Here is a 17,468-nt window from a genome sequence, read left to right as displayed (position 1 = left end):
CGGAATCCGGTTTTGTCCAAACTGGCGGGAAATTCAGACGCTGATTCGCCGAATGAGCGCTCGCCCCCATTCGTAGAATTCCCGCAATAGCTCCCCTGTGCCCGCCCCGCCGCACCACGACATGTCCTATCCGGCCTACACCCACCGCCAAGCCACCGCCGACCCTGGCCGCCTGGCTCCCAGCCATTCCCCCGCGCGGCTGCGTGCCACGGCCCACCTGTATGGCGTGGAAACCGTGCCGCTGGAGCGCGCCCGGGTACTGGCCATCGGTTGCGGCGACGGTGCGGGCCTGATGCCTTTCGCGCTGGCCTACCCAGAGGCCCAGGCCATCGGCATCGACGCGTCGGACGCGCTGATCGCCCAAGGCACCGCGGCCGCCCAGCGCCTGGGCATGACCAACCTGACGCTGTATGCCGGTCAGGCCACCGATATCGGCACGCAGCTGGGGCTGTTCGACTACATCATCGTCTCGGGCCTCTATAGTTACTTGCCCGCCGAAGCCGGCCAGGCATTGATGCACGCCTGCGGCCAGTTGCTGTCGCCACGCGGCATGCTGTACCTGGACAGCCACGTCTATCCCGGAGCCAAGTCCCTGGAAGTCGTGCGCGACGCGATCCTGCTGCACGGCCACGCCGCGCAAACGGATGCCGAGCTGCGGGAAAGCGCCCTCGCGGCGCTGTCTCTGTTCAAGGACGGCATGGCGCCGGCCAACCCGCACGGTGCCCTGCTGGCTGCGGCCGCGGCGCAATTTGAACGCGCCCTGGGAGCCGATTCGGCCGGCGCACCAGCGGCTGCCGGGCCGCTGGCCTGCAACCCCAGCTATTTCGTCGAGCTGGCGGGCATTGCCGCCCAGGCCGGACTGGCCTATCTGGGCGACGCGCAGCCGCTCAGTGAAATTGCCCTGTCGTTCGGTCCGGGTGTGTCGCTCAATCACAGCCTGCTGGCCATGGGCCAGCCGGCCACCGTACGCCAGCAGTATCTGGATTTCGCCACAGGACGCGCCTTTCGCCAATCTCTCTGGGTCGCGCAGGAACGTGCCGCGCAGGTTCAGAGCCAGCCCGATATGGCCCGGTTACAGGACCTGCGTTACGCGGCCGGCCTTGTCCGCCTGGCAGCCAATGGCCAGGAACAGGGCGCCACCTATGTGAATCACCTGGGCCGGGCGCTGATCACGCAGGACGACGACGTCGTGACCGTGGTAGATACCCTGGCGCACGCTTGGCCGGCATCAATGCCCTATAGCACCCTGGTGGCGGTGCTGATGCACAAGAACCAGATCGACACCACAGCAGCGGCCAAAACGCTGAGCCGTGTCCTGCAGACCCTGCTGGAAAACGACCTGCTTCATTACTGTCTGGATCGGGGCCCCTATGAAGCCGAGACCGACGCGCCGCTGCGCCTGCCCGCTTTTCTGACCGAACCGGCCCCAGCGCCGGGCGACGCGCCGCTGCCTCGCTTCAACCTCTGGCACGAGCCCGTCAATTACCTGCCCTCGCCCGCCCAGGCGGCGATCCTGGGCCATCTGGCCGCGGGCCGGCTGCCCAGCGAGCCGGCCGCCGACGGATCCTCGGCCGAACCGGCGGAAGTGGGTGAAACCCTGGCGCTGCTCAAACGCTATGCGCTGGCGCTGGCCAATACCAGAACCTGGGCTGACGTACTGCGCCGCACGCTCGAAGCGGCGGATGGCTACATGCCCCTGATAGGCCTGTATGTCAGCGCCCAAGCCACCCTGACCCTGAATGCGCGGGTGCTCTCGGCCAGCGGGCATCAACCCAATCCGGGCGCCAACATCGCCTCGCAGGTCCAGCGCATGCACGAGTTGATGGTGCAAAAGGCCTATCTCGACGCCGAACCGCTGGCGCGGCGCCTGACGAAAGTCGCGCCCCGCTTCTGGGACGCCTGGGAAGCGCTGGCCGTCGCCTTGTTCAGCACCTTCCGCGGCCAGGAAGCGCTGCGGCCGGCGTTGACCATGGTGGATCTGGCACCGGCCGACACCCAAAGCTATATCGTGCTGGCGGCCATCCTGACGCAGCTTGGACGCACCTCCGAAGCGATCGGCGCGGGGCGGCGTGCGGTCGAGCTGGCGCCTCGCCATGCCGAAGCGCATTCGGCGCTGGCGGACGCCCTGGCCGCCGAACGGCGTTACAAGGAAGCCCAGGCCAGCAATCGCACCGCGATTGCCCTGGACCCCAGGCAGCGTAAGGCGCGCGTCAACCTGAGCAAGGCGTACATCGACGCCGGCGAAGTCGCGCTGGCCACGCAGGCGGCGCGCGACACCGTGGAGATGTTCCCGACAGAAGCCCTGCCTCGCAGCAATCTGCTGTTCACACTGAATTATTCCGAGGAACACACCGCCCAGGAGGTGTTCCAGGCGTATCAGGAATGCGATCGCGTACTCTACCAGCCGCTGCGCGACAAATGGCGCCCCCATGCCAACCCACGGCACACGAACCGCAAGCTGAAGATCGGCTATGTCTCGCCCGACTTCAAACAGCACTCAGGCAACAGCTTTATCGAACTCGTCTTCGCCCATCACGACCGGCAGACGTTCGAGCTGACCGCCTACGCCGAACTGGCCAGGGAAGACAGCGTCACTACCCGCTTCAAGACCTACTTCGACCACTGGGTGCCTACCGCCTCATTGACGGACGCCGAGCTGGCCGAAAAGATCCGCGCCGACGGCATCGACATACTGATCGACCTGGCCGGGCATACCCAAGGCAACCGGCTCGGCGCGTTCGCCCGCAAACCCGCCCCGGTATCACTGACCTGGATGGGGTACGGCTACACCACCGGCCTGACGGCCATCGACTATATCGTCATGGACGAGGCGATGGCGCCGGCAGGCAGCGAAGCGCTGTTCTCGGAAAAGATCTGGCGCCTGAAGACCTGCTGCGCGTACCGTCCCGACACGGCGATGGGCGAAGTCAGCGCGTTGCCTGCGATGTCGAATGATTACGTCACCTTCGGCACGCTGTCGCGCGCCATCCGCATCAACCACCGCACCGTCCGCACCTGGGCCGCGATCCTGCGACAGGTGCCGAACGCCCGCCTCGTGGTCGACAGCGGCAGCTACCGGGATGCGGCCATGTGCGATGTCTTGGCCGCTCGCTTCGAAGCCCACGGAATCAGCCGCGACCGCCTCATGATCGGCTACCACAGCCCGCCCTGGGATGTGCTGCGCCAGATCGACATCGGCCTGGACTGCTTCCCCCACAATTCCGGCACGACCCTGGTGGAGTTCATCTACATGGGCGTGCCCTACCTGTCTCTGGCCGACCGGCCAAGCGTCGGCCGCCTGGGAAGCTCGATTCTGAAGTCGGTGGGCCACCCCGAACTGATCTGCGGCACCGAGCAAGAGTACGTGGAAAAGGCCGTGGCGCTGGCCAGCGACTTGCCAGCGCTTGCCCGCATCCGCAAACAACTGCGCCAGGCCATGCAGGACAGCGTCCTGATGGACGAGGTGGGTTTTACCCGCGAATTCGAAATGGGACTCAAGAAAATGTATACCCAATGGTGCGAGGAACAAGCATGAAGGCTATCATCCTCGCTGGCGGTCTGGGCACCCGGATCTCGGAAGAAACCCAGTCTCGCCCCAAGCCGATGATCGAGATCGGCGGTCGCCCCATCCTGTGGCACATCATGAAGACCTACTCCGCCTACGGCGTGAACGACTTCGTGATCTGCTGCGGCTACAAGGGCTACATGATCAAGGAGTACTTTGCCAATTACTTCCTGCACATGTCGGACGTGACGTTCGACATGGCCGACAACCGGATGGAAGTCCATCAGCGCAAAGCCGAGCCCTGGCGCGTCACCTTGGTGGACACGGGCGAAACCACCATGACCGGCGGGCGGCTCAAACGTGTCGAGGCCTACGTCAAGGAAGAAGAGGCGTTCTGCTTCACCTACGGCGACGGCGTATCCGATGTCGATATCGGCGCCCTGATTGCATTCCACCGCCGCCACGGCAAGGCCGCCACGGTCACCGCAGTGCAGCCGCCGGGACGCTACGGCGCGCTGCGACGCGACGGCGACGCGGTGACCGGCTTCACCGAGAAACCGCGCGGCGACGGCGGCCTGATCAATGGCGGCTTTTTCGTGCTGTCGCCCAGTGTGCTGTCGTTGATTGAAAGCGACGACATGCCGTGGGAAGGCGTGCCCCTGGAAACGCTGAGCCGCAATGGCGAGCTGCAGGCCTACGAACATCTGGGTTTCTGGCAGCCCATGGACACGCTGCGCGACAAGAACCAGCTGGAAGCCTTGTGGGCGCAGGGAAATCCGCCATGGAAAAAATGGGCGTAACGCAATTTGACGGAGCCTACGACGGCGCCCGGGTCCTGCTCACCGGCCATACCGGGTTCAAGGGCAGCTGGCTCGCGATCTGGTTGAAGCAGCTGGGCGCGCGGGTGACCGGACTGTCGCTGCCGCAATTGGACGAACCGAGCCACTGGACCGGACTGCGGGATTGCGCGGTGGACCTGCGCGGCGATGTGCGCGACGCAGACGCCGTAACCGACGCCATGGCGCAGGCTCGGCCGGATATTGTCTTTCACCTGGCCGCGCAGACCCTGGTACGGCAATCCTACGGTGCGCCACTGGACAGCTGGTCAACCAATGTCATGGGCACGGCGAATGTTCTGGACGCTTGCCGCCGCACGCCTGGTGTCCGCGCCGTGGTCGTCGTCACCACGGACAAGGTCTACGCCAACCGGGAATGGCATTGGGGGTATCGCGAGAACGACATCCTGGGTGGCCACGACCCCTATAGCGCGTCCAAGGCTGCCTGCGAAATCCTGGTGGAAAGCTATCGCAAGTCGTTCTGGCAAGCCGGTGCGCCGGTGCTGCTGGCCTCGGCGCGGGCCGGCAACGTCATCGGCGGTGGCGATTGGGCCCCGGATCGGCTGGTGCCGGACCTGGTGCGGGCGGTGCAATCGAACCAGCCGCTGGAAATCCGCTCACCGACATCGACGCGGCCGTGGCAACATGTGCTCGACTGCCTGTCGGGCTACCTCATGCTCGGCCAGCAGTTGCTGGCCGGCAACGCCACATTCGCCGATAGCTGGAATTTTGGCCCCGCCGCACAAGACAACCGCAGCGTGGCGCAGTTGCTGGGCATGCTGAATGGCTACTGGCCACAGCTGCAATGGGCCGCGCGTCCGCCCAGCCCGGCCCTGCACGAAGCCGGCCTGCTGCTGCTCGATTGCGCCAAGGCGCACAACGTCCTGGGCTGGCGCCCGACGCTCGCGCTGCCTGATGCCCTGTCGATGACCGCAGACTGGTACCGGCATCATCACGCGACCGGTCAATCCCTGTCGTTGGAGCAACTCCGCCGGTATGTCGAGATGGCCGCCGCCATCGGCAACGCATGGGCACGGTCATGAATGTAATGCCGACCCCCATCGCCGGCGCGGTCGTGGTCCGGACACTGGCACACCAGGACACGCGGGGCGCCTTTTCCCGCCTGTTTTGCGCAGAGGAACTGGCCCACGTCATCGGGTCGCGGCAGATCGTGCAGATCAACCAGTCACGCACGCTGCATGCCGGAGCCATACGGGGCATGCACTTCCAGCATCCGCCCCACGCTGAAATGAAACTGGTGCGCTGCATCCGCGGGCGGGTCTGGGACGTGTTGGTGGACCTGCGCGCCGGCTCGCCCACTTTCCTGCATTGGCATGCACACGAGCTTGATGCCCGATCCGCTGACATGTTGGTGATACCGGAAGGCTGCGCACACGGTTTCCAGGTGCTGCAGGCCGACAGTGAACTGCTCTATCTGCACACGGCCTTCTACACGCCCGCGGCGGAATCGGGCGTCAGGCACGACGACCCCAGACTGGACATTCGTTGGCCGCTCACGGCGACGGACCTTTCTCCCCGGGACCGGGCCCATGCCCTGCTACCCGACGATTTCGCAGGAATCCAAGTATGAAATGCCGCCATTGCGCGACGCCGTTGCAATTGACGCTGGTCGATCTGGGCACGGCGCCGCCCTCGAATGCGTATCTGACCGAGCAGGATCTGAGCCGCCCCGAAGCGTATTACCCGTTGAAGGTCCGCGTCTGCGACCATTGCTGGCTGGCCCAGACAGAGGACTACACCGAAGCCGATGCGCTGTTCACGCACGACTACGCCTATTTCTCGTCCACCTCGGCCAGTTGGCTGGACCACGCGGAACGCTACAGCAACATGATCACCGAGCGCTTGGCGCTGGCACGCGACAGCCTGGTGGTTGAGCTGGCCTCCAACGACGGCTACCTGCTCAAGAACTTCGTCGCTGCCGGCATTGCCTGCCTTGGGATCGAACCTACCGCCAGCACTGCCCAAGCCGCCCAGGCGCTGGGCATTCCCGTGCTGCGCGAGTTTTTCTCGGAAGCGCTGGGCCGCAGACTGCACGCCCAGGGCCAGGCGGCGGATTTGATCATCGGCAACAATGTCTACGCCCACGTGCCGGACATCAACGACTTCACCCGGGGCATGAAAGCCCTGCTGAAGACGGGCGGAACCATTACGCTGGAGTTCCCCCACCTGCTGCGCCTGTTGGCACAGACCCAGTTCGACACCATCTACCACGAGCATTTTTCGTATCTCTCGCTGTACGCCGTGAGCCGGATCTTCGCCCACTGCGGCCTACGCGTGACGGACGTCGACGAATTGCCGACCCATGGCGGCAGCCTGCGGGTCTATGGCTGCCACGCGGACGATGCCCGCGCAGATAGCCCCGCGGTCGCGCGCCTGCTGCAGGCCGAACACGATGCCGGCCTGCAATCGCCGCAGGTCTATCAAGCCTTTCAGGCGCGCGTGGACGAGATCAAGAACAACTTCGTCGAATTCCTGATCCAGCAACAGCGCGCAGGCAAGACCGTGGCGGCCTACGGCGCCGCGGCCAAAGGCAATACCTTGTTGAACTATGCAGGCGTCAAGCCGGATCTGTTGCCGTTGGTCTGCGATGCGGCGGCGTACAAGCAAGGCAAGTATCTGCCGGGCAGCCGGATTCCGATCCATGCCCCCGAGAAGCTAAAAGATGCCCGGCCGGACTACGTGATCGTGTTTCCCTGGAACATCGTCGACGAAGTCATTGGCCAGAACCCGCACGTACACGCCTGGGGCGGAAAGTTTGTGACAGCGGTTCCTACCCTGGAAATCCGATGAGCGCGCGCATCCACTACACCAAACCGTCCATCACCGATCTGGAAGTCGAATACGCCACCGACGCCGCACGGCATGGCTGGGGTGAACGTTGCTACGAATACCTGGGCCGCTTCGAGCGCGGGTTTGCGCAACACATTGGCACCCGGCAAGCCATCGCCACGTCCAGCTGCACGGGCGCACTGCACATCGGCATGGCGGCGCTGGGCATCGGCCCGGGTGACGAAGTCATCATGGCTGACACCAATTGGATCGCCAGCGCCGCGCCCATTGTGCACCTGGGCGCCAAGCCCGTATTCGTGGACATCCTGCCCGACTCCTGGTGCATCGACCCGGCACTGGCCGAAGCTGCGATCACCCCCCGCACCAAAGCCATCCTGGCCGTCCATCTGTACGGCAACCTGTGCGACATGAGCCGCCTCCTGGACATTGGCAAACGCCACGGCATTGCCATCATCGAGGATGCCGCAGAAGCCATCGGTTCATCCTACCGCGGTCAGCGCGCCGGCAGCATGGGGGCATTCGGCACCTTTTCGTTCCACGGCACCAAAACGTTGACGACAGGCGAAGGCGGCATGCTGGTCACCAACGATGCCGCCCTGCACGAAACCGCCGCGACCTTGTCCAACCATGGCCGGCACGCCAGGCAGACCAAGCAATTCTGGCCCGACCTGCTGGGATTCAAGTACAAGATGTCCAACATCCAGGCGGCAATCGGCTGCGCGCAGCTCGAGCGCATCGACGAGCTGATCGCCGGCAAGCGCCGGGTGTTCGAGTTCTACCAACAAGCCTTGCGCGACGTGCCTGGCGTGACACTCAATCCCGAACCGGAGGGCACGCGCAACGGCTACTGGATGCCCACGGTGGTACTGGACCGTGCGCTGGGGATTTCCCGCGAAATGCTCCAGGCCGCGCTCAACCCCGAAGGCATCGACGCCCGCGTCTTCTTCCACCCCCTGTCCAGCCTGCCGATGTTCGAGCGTTGCCCGCAGAACACCCATGCTTACGACATTGCACAGCGGGCGATCAACTTGCCGAGCTATCACGACATGACTGATGCAGACCAGGAACGCGTGGTCCGCACGATCCGGAGGCTGGTGCAGGAGTCGCCCCGTGGCTAGCCCGTCGCGCTGCGCCGTGGTTTCCCAGCCCATGTACTTTCCCTGGGTGGGCATGCTTGAGCAGATCCGGCTCGCCGACCACTTCGTCTACTACGACGATGTGCAATTCGCGCGGGGCTTTTTCAACCGGGTGCAGATCAAGACGCGCACCGGCTCGAGCTGGCTGACGGTCCCGCTGGCGGGGCTCAAGCGCGGACAACTGATCAACGAAGTCCGGATCGACAATCAGACCAATTGGAAACGCAGCCACATCGATCAATTGAAACAGGCTTACGACGGTGCGCCGTTCCGCGCGGACATGCTTGCCGTGGTGGAGCAGGTATTTTCGGCTGACTATCGAACGCTTGCTGATCTGGCGCGGGCCTCGATGGATGCCCTGGTTCACTACTATCCGGCCATCGGGGCGAACAAGCCCTTCTCGGCGTCTTCTGCCCTGGAGGTTCCGGGTGCAAGCACGCAGCGGCTGGTGAACATTTGCGTGGCCCTTGAAGCCGACCACTACCTGACGGGGCATGGTGCGCGGCATTATCTCGATCACGCAGCCTTCGAGTCGCGCGGCATCGCCGTGTCATACATCCGATACGGCACCCCGCCCTACTCCCAGCTGCACGGTGAATTCACGCCCTACGTCAGCGCGCTGGATCTGATTGCAAACCGCGGCGCCGCAGGCCTGGCCGACATTGCCGGCCAAGCCGTTCCCTGGCGTGAATTCATCACCACATCGGCCGAGACCGCCACATGAACATGAAACCCGATCTGAATGCCGTCTCTTCGGAATACCGTCCCAACGGCGCCACCGAAATCGAAAACAACCTGATGCTGAATTGGTATCCGCATCGAATCATCGATCGGTTCAAGCACACCGATTCGCTCCTGGAACTGGGGCTGGGCCACGGCTATACCTCGCGCATTTTTGCGCAGGCCAGCAATCGGCACGTGATCGTCGACGGCGCCAGCGTCGTGATCGAGCAATTCCGCCAGAACACGCCGGGTTTCACCGGCGATATCGTCGAAGCCTATTTCGAGGACTACACCCCGAATGAGCAATTCGACGTCATCGTCATGGGGTTCATTCTCGAACACGTCGAAGATCCCGACCTGATCCTGGAGCGCTATCGGCGCTTTCTGAAACCCGGCGGAAAGATGTACGTGGCGGTGCCCAACGCAAAGTCGATGAATCGACGCCTGGGCCTGGAATTGGGGTTGATTGACGACATCTACAGCCTGAACGCCAATGACATTGCGCTGGGCCATCAGCGCCAGTACTGCCGCGACACACTGACCGCCGCGGTGCAACGGGCCGGTTATCGCGTTACCCACGAAGAAGGCATCTATCTGAAGCCGCTGCCCCTGGCCGTGCTCAAGACCCTGGACGACTTTGACGCGAACCTGCAAGCGATGCTGCGGGTCGGCGTGGACTTCCCGGATCTTTGCGTTGCCTTGTTGATGGAACTGGACGCCAAATGAGTTCGCCGGATCAGGACACCGGTGTCGCCGCCGTGCCGCCTGAGACCATGGTGATCGCCGTGACCGGCGTGGGCGCCATCATCGGCCAGGGCATTGTCAAGAGCCTGCGTCAATGCCGCTACGCCGTTCGGGTCGTAGGGGTCGATCGCAATGCCGACTCCCCCGGTCCCAGGCTGTGCGATGCCTTCGAACAGAAGCCGGACGCATCGGAAGACAGCCAGGCCTATCTGGACTATTGGACTCGCATCGTCCAGACGCACGGCATCTGCCTGGTCCTGCCAGGCCTCGAAATCGATATGGCGTTTTTCAACCGCCATCGGACGTTCTTTGCCGATCTTGGGGTGAAACTTGCCCTGAATACCGCCGGACTGATCGAGAAAACCGGCAACAAATGGGATTTCGGCCTGGAACTGGCGGCCTTCGGCTACCCGGTGATCCCCTCGGCTCGGCCCGCATCCTGGGCCGAGGCGATCGCGAGCCTCGGGCCGGCGCCATTGCTGCTCAAACCGCTGCAAGGCAATGGGTCGCGCGGCATCCAATGGCTTGAAGACGAAGCTGACTTCAACTACTGGACGCGTAAGGCCAGCTACGCCTGGATGCTGCAACGCATCGTCGGCACGCCTCAGGAGGAATTCACGGTGGGCGTGTTCGGCTTGGGCGGTGGCCGACGGCTGCGCCCGCTGATATTCCGGCGCCGGTTATCCAGCGCCGGCAACACGCTGGTCGCGCAGGTCGTTCCCGAACATCGGGTGCTCGAAGCCGCTCTCGACCGACTTTGCGAGCATTTCCAACCCCTGGGGCCGACCAACTTCCAATTCAGGGTGGAAAACGACACGGCGTTCCTCCTCGAAATCAATCCGCGCTTCTCCAGCAGCAATTCTCTGCGCACGGCATTCGGCTTCAACGAGGCGGAGATGGCGATCGAACTGCACCTGCTGGGCCAGACGCCCCCCGAGCCTCGCATCTGCGCAGGCAAAGCCTGGCGCTACACCGAGGACTTTGTGATCCATGCTGGCCATTCTTTCTGACATACACGGCAACCTGCCCGCGCTGGAGGCAGTCGTCGCGGATGCCCAAGCCCAAGGCTGCACCCGCTACCTGTCGCTGGGCGACGTTGCCGGCTATTACGCCGAGCCTGGCGCTTGCATCGATCTGCTACGCGACCTGGGCGCGCCCAATGTGCTGGGCAATCATGACAGCTACATCACCCTGGACGAAAACTGCCCGCGCTCGCGGGTCGTCACCCAGATCATCAATTTCCAGAAGACCCAACTCAGCAAGGAGCAGGTGGACTGGTTGAAAGGTTCGCACGCGTTCATACGCGACGACGATCGGCTGTTCGTGCACGGTGGCCCCGAAGATCCCCGCGACCAGTATCTCTACACGATCCAGCGTGCCAGCATCCCCGCAGACGTGCGGCTGCTGTTCTCGGGCCATACACATGTCCAGGTGCTGGCCGATTTCGGCGACAAGCGCTATTGCAACCCGGGATCGATCGGCCAGCCCAGGGACGGCAACAGCCAGGCAGCCTATGCGATCCTGGACAACGACGAAATACGGCTACGCCGCGTGGCCTATGACATCGACCGCACCGCCCACGCCATGAAGAACGCGGGATTCGAACCGTTCTGCTACGAAAACCTCTATAAGGGCGCGCAAATCGGCGGCAGAGTCGATAGCGTCACTATCCTTCACACCTCAGAGTAAGACACCATGGACGCCATCAAGCAGTTCAACAACGAAGTACAAGCGAATATCGAGCGACTGGGTGCGGACGAGGCGCTGGCCGCCGACACCCTGGCTTGGATGATCAAGGCCGGCACTGTCGGTGCGTACACCTACAATTTCCAATGGCTGGGCCGGCCCATCATTCAATATCCGCAAGACATTCATGCGATGCAGGAGCTGATCTGGGCCACCCGTCCGGACGTCATCATCGAAACCGGCATTGCCCACGGCGGTTCGCTGATCCTGAGCGCTTCAATGCTGGCGATGCTCGACTACTGCGACGCCCAGACCAACCGGACGCCCCTGCTGCCAGGCATGTCCAACCGGCGCGTCATCGGCGTGGATATCGACATCCGGGCCCACAATCGCAAGGAAATCGTCGCGCATCCGCTGAGCCATCTCATCACGATGATCCAGGGCTCCAGCATCGCCCCGGACGTCATCGAACAGGTGCGCCAGGCGGCGGGCGATGCCAAACGCGTGCTGGTCTGCCTGGACTCCAACCACACGCACGATCACGTGCTCGCCGAACTCGAGGCATACGCCCCAATGACCTCCGTTGGCAGCTATTGCGTCGTCTTCGATACCGTCATCGAGGACATGCCGGCCGAGCTTTGCGCCAACCGCCCATGGGGTCAGGGCAACAGCCCGAAATCAGCGGTCCGTTCATGGCTCCCGCAGCATCCCGAATTCACGCAGGACTTGGCCATGCAACACAAGCTGCAGATTACGGTCGCGCAGGACGGTTTTCTCAAGCGCACACGCTAGGCCACGGCTGGCCGAGCCGCCCGCGGATGCGCCGAAGCCATGCCAAGCCCCCATTTTTCCCAGCTGTTCGCACGATGGCATGACAACCGCGTCATTCATAATTGACGCAGGCTGTTTGTATCTATATTTTTCGTAACATGACCATCCCCCCGCTCGGTCCTACCGCTACGCAGCATGACAGCATGACGGATCCCCACGACGAGGAGCCGGAAGACGCGCAGACCCAGCAGTTGCGCGAAGAGAACCGCGCGCTGCGAGAGTTGCTGGCCGCGCAGGTGCAGGCGTCGCTGCCCCAGCCTGGCCCGGCCAGGCGCCTGGGCTGGTGGTTGATCAGCGCACCCGGCGCCGCCCTGGTCGGCTGGCGTCGTTTGCTGGGTCGCGGAAACGCCCGCCCCATGACCGGCAAACGGGTGGGGTACGCCACGCTGACAGTCCTGTACACGCTGGCCATCTACGGCGCCCTGGTATTGCTGGTGGTGTCGTGGAGCACACCCAAAGCCGCGCGCTCGGGCGTTAACGCGGCCGGGCCAGTACGTGTCCCGCTGCAGTCGCCCCCCGCGCCCGGCAAGGAGTCCCAGCCCAAATCGTTCGATCCCGCTGCGACCAGCACGCCTTCGCTGGCGGCGGTTGCCACGGACGAACGCGTGACGACCGCTGCCGGGACGGAGCCTTCCCCCGGGACGCCAGCCAGGTCCTCCACCGAGCCCGACGTTACCGAAACTCCACCGTCGGACAGGCCGGCGATCAGCTCTCACACACCCGCCCCGCGTGACCCAGCCGCCACGCCGGCCCCCTCCACGCCGCCCAAATCCACGCTGCGCATCACAGAAATACCCGCCGAAAACCCCCACGCCTGGGTCGACCACCTGAAAGCGGCACTCGCACGCTGCGCCACGCTGGGATTTTTCGAGCGTCCCGACTGTGCCTGGGCTGCGCGCAAGCAATTCTGCGAGCCAAACCAGGGCTGGGGCGCGATCAAGGAATGCCCGATCCTGCAATGACATCGGCCGTCGAGCGGTCGTAAAACGTTGCCCCTGAGATGCGAAGCAGGCGATAATCGACTCATCCTTGCCGGACTCCGCCCGGCATGCACGCCACCAGGACACCCCGCCATGGATCTTTCCGTCAACAACACCGTCAATACCGGCCTGGCCATGCGTGATGCGCAGCTGATGCAGGAAATCCAGGCGCGCGTGACCAAGAAGGCCATCAATGCGCAAGCCGATACGGTCGCCACGCTGATGCAATCGCTGCCGGTAGTCGCCATCGACGGCACCCTGGGCACGCGCATCAACACCCAAGCGTAACGGCCGCGCTGCCCGCCACGCGGCAGCGCCACCCGCCGCCCGAGCCGGACGGCGCATGCCCGTCCCATCCGCCCTCACTACGCCGCTACGCCCGAGTCCAGGTGCTTGCGCATCAGCTCCTCGAACCATTCCAGAAATATCGCCAAGCGGCGCGAGCGCTGCCGCCGGTGCGGATACAGCAGGGTCACCGGCATGGCCGGAGCACGGTGGGTCGGCATGACCTCGACCAGTTCACCCGCATCCAGCAGGTGCTGCACATCGAAGCGCGGAATCTGGATCAGCCCCAAACCTGCCAGGCAGCAGGCGATATAGCTTTCGGCATTGTTCACCACGACGCGGCTGGGTAGCCCGATCGCCTGCGTGGCCCCCTGCCCGGCCTCGATCTCCCAGGGCAATTCGCGGCCCGTCGTCGGCGAGGCATAGCCCACCATCCAATGGCCCTCGGCCAGATCTTCCGGCTTGAGCGGCGCCCCCTGCTCGCGCAGGTAGGCCGGGCTGGCGCAGTTGATCAGGGCGATGCTGCCCAGCGGCCGCGACACCAGGCTGCTGTCGTGCAGCGCGCCGACGCGCACCGCGCAATCGACGCCTTCCTGAATCAGGTCGATGGCGCGGTCGCTGGACCCCAGCGCCAATTGCAATCGCGGATGGCGGCGCAGCAGCCCGGGCAGCGCCGGCGCCACCAACCGTCGGGCGATGCGGCTGGGCACGTCCACGTTCAGGCGCCCGGATACCTGGCGGGCGCTTTGCTCGAACAAGTGGTCGATCTCTTCCACCTCGGCCAGCAGCGGCCGCAGGCGTTCCAACAATTGCCCGCCGTCGGCCGTCAGGCGTACCTGGCGGGTAGTCCGATGCAGCAGGCGCACGCCCACGTGGGTCTCCAATTGCTGGATCGCCGCCGATACGGAGGCGCGCGGCAGCTCCAGCGCATTGGCGGCCTTGATGAAACTGCCCATCTCCGCGACCTGCGCGAAGACGCGGTACTGTTCGAGTCTATCCATGATCCCGATCCCGGCGTTGCCCGGCGGCACCGTGCCGCCGGAGCCAGCATAGCCGGTCTGCCCGCTATTTCTCCCTGGCCGGCCGGTCCGGGCCGCCCGCCGCTGGGTCTGGCCGCTGCGTTGGACGCCTACTTGGTGGTGTAGCCGCCGTTGATCAGGATGGTCTGGCCGGTGATCCACCAACCATCGCTGACCAGATGGCGGATAAAGGGCACGACATCCTCAATGTCGGTCAGGCCGGTCTTGGAGAACGGCGACAGCGCCGCGGCGGTCTTGTGATACGCCACCGCGTCGGCGCCTTCGGCCGGATAGAAGAACGGCGTATCCATCGGGCCCGGACCCACCGCCGTCACCGAGATGCCGCGGGCGCCGAACTCCTTGGCCGCCGCGCGGGTGTAGTGCTCGACCGGCGCCTTGCTGCCGGCATAGGCCGCATAGAACGGCGTGAATGCCCCCAGCAACGAGGTCACCAGCGTGCAGACCTTGCCGTTGTCGTTGACGTGGCGGCCCGCCTCTTTCAGGAAGAAGAAGGCCGATTTGGCGTTGACCGCCGCCATCTCGTCGTATTCGGCTTCGCTGATCTCGGTCAGGGGCTTTTTGAGCACTTTGCCCACGGTGTTGATGGCGATGTCGGGCCGGCCCACCGCGGCCACGGTATCGGCAAACAGCTTTTCAACGGCACCCGCGGTGCTCAGGTCGGCTTGCAACGCCACGGCCTGGGCGCCGGCGGCCTGAATGGCGGCCACCGTGGCGTCGGCGTCCGCCTTGGACGCCGCGCTGTTGTAGTGGATGACGACGGCGCGAGCGCCTTGCTGGGCCAGATCGCGTGCGATCAGGCCGCCCAGGTTCTTGGCGCCGCCGGCAATCAGCGCGACTTTGCCCTTGATGGAATGGTCTGCCATGGAAACTCTCCTGCTTCGGTGGGGAAGCTTCGATTCTAGGCAGCCGCACCGCGCGGATCAGCCCGCTACGGCGAGATGGATTATCCAGAAAAGCGTTCCAATGCCAGGCCGAGTGCCCGGCGCCGGCCCGGCAAGCCGGCCCCCCCAATGCAAACAGCCCGAAGGGAGGACCGTGGTCCTGCCTTCGGGCTGGGGTGCGCCGACCGCGGCGGACCCAGGTCCGCCGCGCGTCGTAACGGCTTACTTCTTCTTCATGGGCGGCAGATCGGTGCAGACGCCTTCGGCCACTTCGGCCGCCATGCCCACCGATTCGCCCAGGGTCGGGTGCGGGTGGATGGTCTTGGCGATGTCGATGACGTCGGCGCCCATTTCCACGGCCAGCGCCACTTCGCTGATCAGGTCGCCGGCGTGGGTACCCACGATGCCGCCGCCCAGGATGCGATGCGACTCGGCGTCGAACAGCAGCTTGGTGAAGCCTTCGTCGCGGCCGTTGGCGATGGCGCGACCCGAGGCTGCCCAGGGGAAGACGCCCTTCTCTACCTTGATGCCCTGCTTCTTGGCTTCGTCTTCGGTCAGCCCGACCCACGCCACTTCCGGATCGGTGTAGGCCACCGACGGAATCACGCGGGCGTCGAAGAACGACTTTTGGCCGGCGGCGACTTCGGCTGCCACGTGGCCTTCATGCACCGCCTTGTGCGCCAGCATGGGCTGGCCCACGATGTCGCCGATGGCGAAGATGTGCGGCACGTTGGTGCGCATCTGGCGATCGACTTCGATAAAGCCGCGGTCGGTCACCGCGATACCGGCCTTGTCGGCACCGATCTTCTTGCCGTTGGGGCTGCGGCCCACGGCCTGCAGCACCAGGTCGTAGCGCTGCGGTTCTTTCGGCGCGCCCTCGCCCTCGAAGGTGACGTAGATGCCGTCTTTTTTGGCCTCTGCGCCGACCGTCTTGGTCTTCTGCATGATGTTGTCGAAACGGCCGACGTTCTTTTTCTGCCAGACCTTGACCAGGTCGCGGTCGGCGCCCTGCATCAGGCCGTCCAGCATTTCCACGACGTCCAGGCGCGCGCCCAGCGTGGAATACACCGTGCCCATTTCCAGGCCGATGATGCCGCCGCCGATGATCAGCATCTTCTTGGGGATTTCACGCAGCAGCAACGCGCCGGTGGAATCGACGATGCGCTCGTCGGCGGGCAGGAACGGCAGCTTCACCGACTGGCTGCCGGCGGCGATGATGGCCTGCTTGAAGCGGATGGTCTGCGACTTGCCGTCGGCGCCCTTGACCGCCAGGTGGTTGGCATCGGCGAACTCGCCCACGCCCGTCACCACGGTGACCTTGCGGGCCTTGGCCATGCCGGCCAGGCCGCCGGTCAGCTTGGCGACCACGCTGTCCTTGTAGCCGCGCAGCTTGTCCAGATCGATCTTGGGCTCGCCGAAGCTGATGCCGTGGGCCGCCAGCTCGCGCGCTTCGTCGATGATGGCGGCGTTGTGCAGCAGCGCCTTGGACGGAATGCAGCCCACGTTCAGGCACACGCCGCCCAGCGTCGAATAGCGCTCGACCAGCACCACGGACAAGCCCAGGTCGGCGGCGCGGAAGGCGGCCGAATAGCCGCCGGGGCCGGCGCCCAGCACCAGCACGTCGCATTCGGAATCGGCCGAACCCTTGAAGCTGGCGGCCGCGGGAGCCGGTGCGGCGGCCTTGGGGGCCTCGGCTTTCGCGTCGGCCTTCGGGGCCTCTGCCTTGGGCGCGTCGGCCTTGGCGGCCGGCGCGGCAGCGGCATCCGAGGCTTCGACCTCGAGCACCACGGCGCCCTCGGCGACCTTGTCGCCCACCTTCACGGCGATCGACTTGACCACGCCACCCTGCGAGGCCGGGATTTCCATCGAGGCCTTGTCGGATTCGACGGTGATCAGGCTTTGCTCGGCCTTGATCGTATCGCCCACGGCCACCAGCACTTCGATGACTTCGACTTCCTTGAAGTCGCCGATGTCCGGCACTTTGATTTGAACGGTATTGCTCATAGGGCT

16 protein-coding genes are annotated in these 17,468 nt (G+C 64.7%); 13 read left to right on the top strand and 3 right to left on the bottom strand.

Translation table 11 applies throughout. The features are described 5' to 3' along the window. Positions 1-121: 121 nt before the first annotated feature. From AC3WMR_RS06070 to AC3WMR_RS06010, 13 genes are all read left to right on the top strand, one after another. Entirely contained in the window at positions 122-3,535 is a 3,414-nt protein-coding gene (locus AC3WMR_RS06070) for an O-linked N-acetylglucosamine transferase family protein (protein ID WP_492263768.1), read from the top strand. Continuing rightward, positions 3,532-4,305, top strand: coding sequence for a glucose-1-phosphate cytidylyltransferase (gene rfbF / locus AC3WMR_RS06065; protein WP_199164966.1), 774 nt, complete (start codon positions 3,532-3,534; stop codon positions 4,303-4,305). The genes AC3WMR_RS06070 and rfbF overlap by 4 nt, the downstream gene beginning before the upstream one ends. Continuing rightward, positions 4,287-5,384, top strand: coding sequence for a CDP-glucose 4,6-dehydratase (gene rfbG / locus AC3WMR_RS06060; protein ID WP_492263769.1), 1,098 nt, complete (start codon positions 4,287-4,289; stop codon positions 5,382-5,384). Before rfbF ends, rfbG begins: the two co-directional genes overlap by 19 nt. Continuing rightward, on the top strand, positions 5,381-5,932 hold the full coding sequence (locus tag AC3WMR_RS06055; RefSeq protein WP_492263943.1) for a dTDP-4-dehydrorhamnose 3,5-epimerase family protein: 552 nt from the start codon (positions 5,381-5,383) through the stop codon (positions 5,930-5,932). The genes rfbG and AC3WMR_RS06055 overlap by 4 nt, the downstream gene beginning before the upstream one ends. After that, positions 5,929-7,152 carry a class I SAM-dependent methyltransferase gene (locus AC3WMR_RS06050; protein ID WP_199164964.1) on the top strand — a complete coding sequence of 408 codons (1,224 nt, stop codon included), beginning with the start codon at positions 5,929-5,931 and terminating at the stop codon, positions 7,150-7,152. Before AC3WMR_RS06055 ends, AC3WMR_RS06050 begins: the two co-directional genes overlap by 4 nt. Further along, a complete protein-coding gene (locus tag AC3WMR_RS06045; RefSeq protein ID WP_199164963.1) occupies positions 7,149-8,270 on the top strand; it encodes a DegT/DnrJ/EryC1/StrS family aminotransferase in 1,122 nt (373 codons plus the stop codon). The genes AC3WMR_RS06050 and AC3WMR_RS06045 overlap by 4 nt, the downstream gene beginning before the upstream one ends. After that, positions 8,263-9,012, top strand: coding sequence for a WbqC family protein (locus tag AC3WMR_RS06040; protein ID WP_492263770.1), 750 nt, complete (start codon positions 8,263-8,265; stop codon positions 9,010-9,012). Before AC3WMR_RS06045 ends, AC3WMR_RS06040 begins: the two co-directional genes overlap by 8 nt. Then, positions 9,009-9,737, top strand: a complete 729-nt coding sequence (locus tag AC3WMR_RS06035; protein ID WP_233175219.1) for a class I SAM-dependent methyltransferase — start codon at positions 9,009-9,011, stop codon at positions 9,735-9,737. The genes AC3WMR_RS06040 and AC3WMR_RS06035 overlap by 4 nt, the downstream gene beginning before the upstream one ends. Next, a complete protein-coding gene (locus AC3WMR_RS06030) occupies positions 9,734-10,765 on the top strand; it encodes an ATP-grasp domain-containing protein (protein ID WP_492263771.1) in 1,032 nt (343 codons plus the stop codon). Before AC3WMR_RS06035 ends, AC3WMR_RS06030 begins: the two co-directional genes overlap by 4 nt. Next, complete coding sequence (locus AC3WMR_RS06025; protein ID WP_199164961.1) at positions 10,746-11,444, top strand: metallophosphoesterase family protein; 699 nt, start codon at positions 10,746-10,748, stop codon at positions 11,442-11,444. Before AC3WMR_RS06030 ends, AC3WMR_RS06025 begins: the two co-directional genes overlap by 20 nt. A 6-nt stretch (positions 11,445-11,450) precedes the next feature. After that, positions 11,451-12,233, top strand: a complete 783-nt coding sequence (locus AC3WMR_RS06020) for a cephalosporin hydroxylase family protein (RefSeq protein WP_492263772.1) — start codon at positions 11,451-11,453, stop codon at positions 12,231-12,233. Between the two features lie 182 nt (positions 12,234-12,415). Beyond that, complete coding sequence (locus AC3WMR_RS06015) at positions 12,416-13,234, top strand: hypothetical protein (protein WP_492263773.1); 819 nt, start codon at positions 12,416-12,418, stop codon at positions 13,232-13,234. A 111-nt stretch (positions 13,235-13,345) separates the two neighbouring features. Further along, entirely contained in the window at positions 13,346-13,540 is a 195-nt protein-coding gene (locus tag AC3WMR_RS06010; protein ID WP_183002917.1) for a putative motility protein, read from the top strand. 77 nt (positions 13,541-13,617) lie between these two features. Here the strand turns inward: AC3WMR_RS06010 and AC3WMR_RS06005 are convergent, their stop codons facing one another. From AC3WMR_RS06005 to lpdA, 3 genes are all read right to left on the bottom strand, one after another. Continuing rightward, the gene (locus AC3WMR_RS06005) at positions 13,618-14,538 is read right to left on the bottom strand and encodes a LysR family transcriptional regulator (protein ID WP_199164958.1); all 921 of its coding nucleotides are present in this window, start codon (positions 14,536-14,538) and stop codon (positions 13,618-13,620) included. 128 nt (positions 14,539-14,666) lie between these two features. Further along, entirely contained in the window at positions 14,667-15,440 is a 774-nt protein-coding gene (locus AC3WMR_RS06000) for an SDR family oxidoreductase (protein WP_492263774.1), read from the bottom strand. Positions 15,441-15,680: 240 nt separating this feature from the next. Then, entirely contained in the window at positions 15,681-17,462 is a 1,782-nt protein-coding gene (lpdA, locus tag AC3WMR_RS05995; protein ID WP_492263775.1) for a dihydrolipoyl dehydrogenase, read from the bottom strand. Positions 17,463-17,468 lie beyond the last annotated feature (6 nt).

The sequence above is a fragment of the Achromobacter sp. FW305-C-28 genome, from assembly GCF_058783235.1.
The sequence above is the reverse complement of the archived record's forward strand: the minus strand, read 5'-3'. Positions and strand labels throughout refer to the sequence as shown.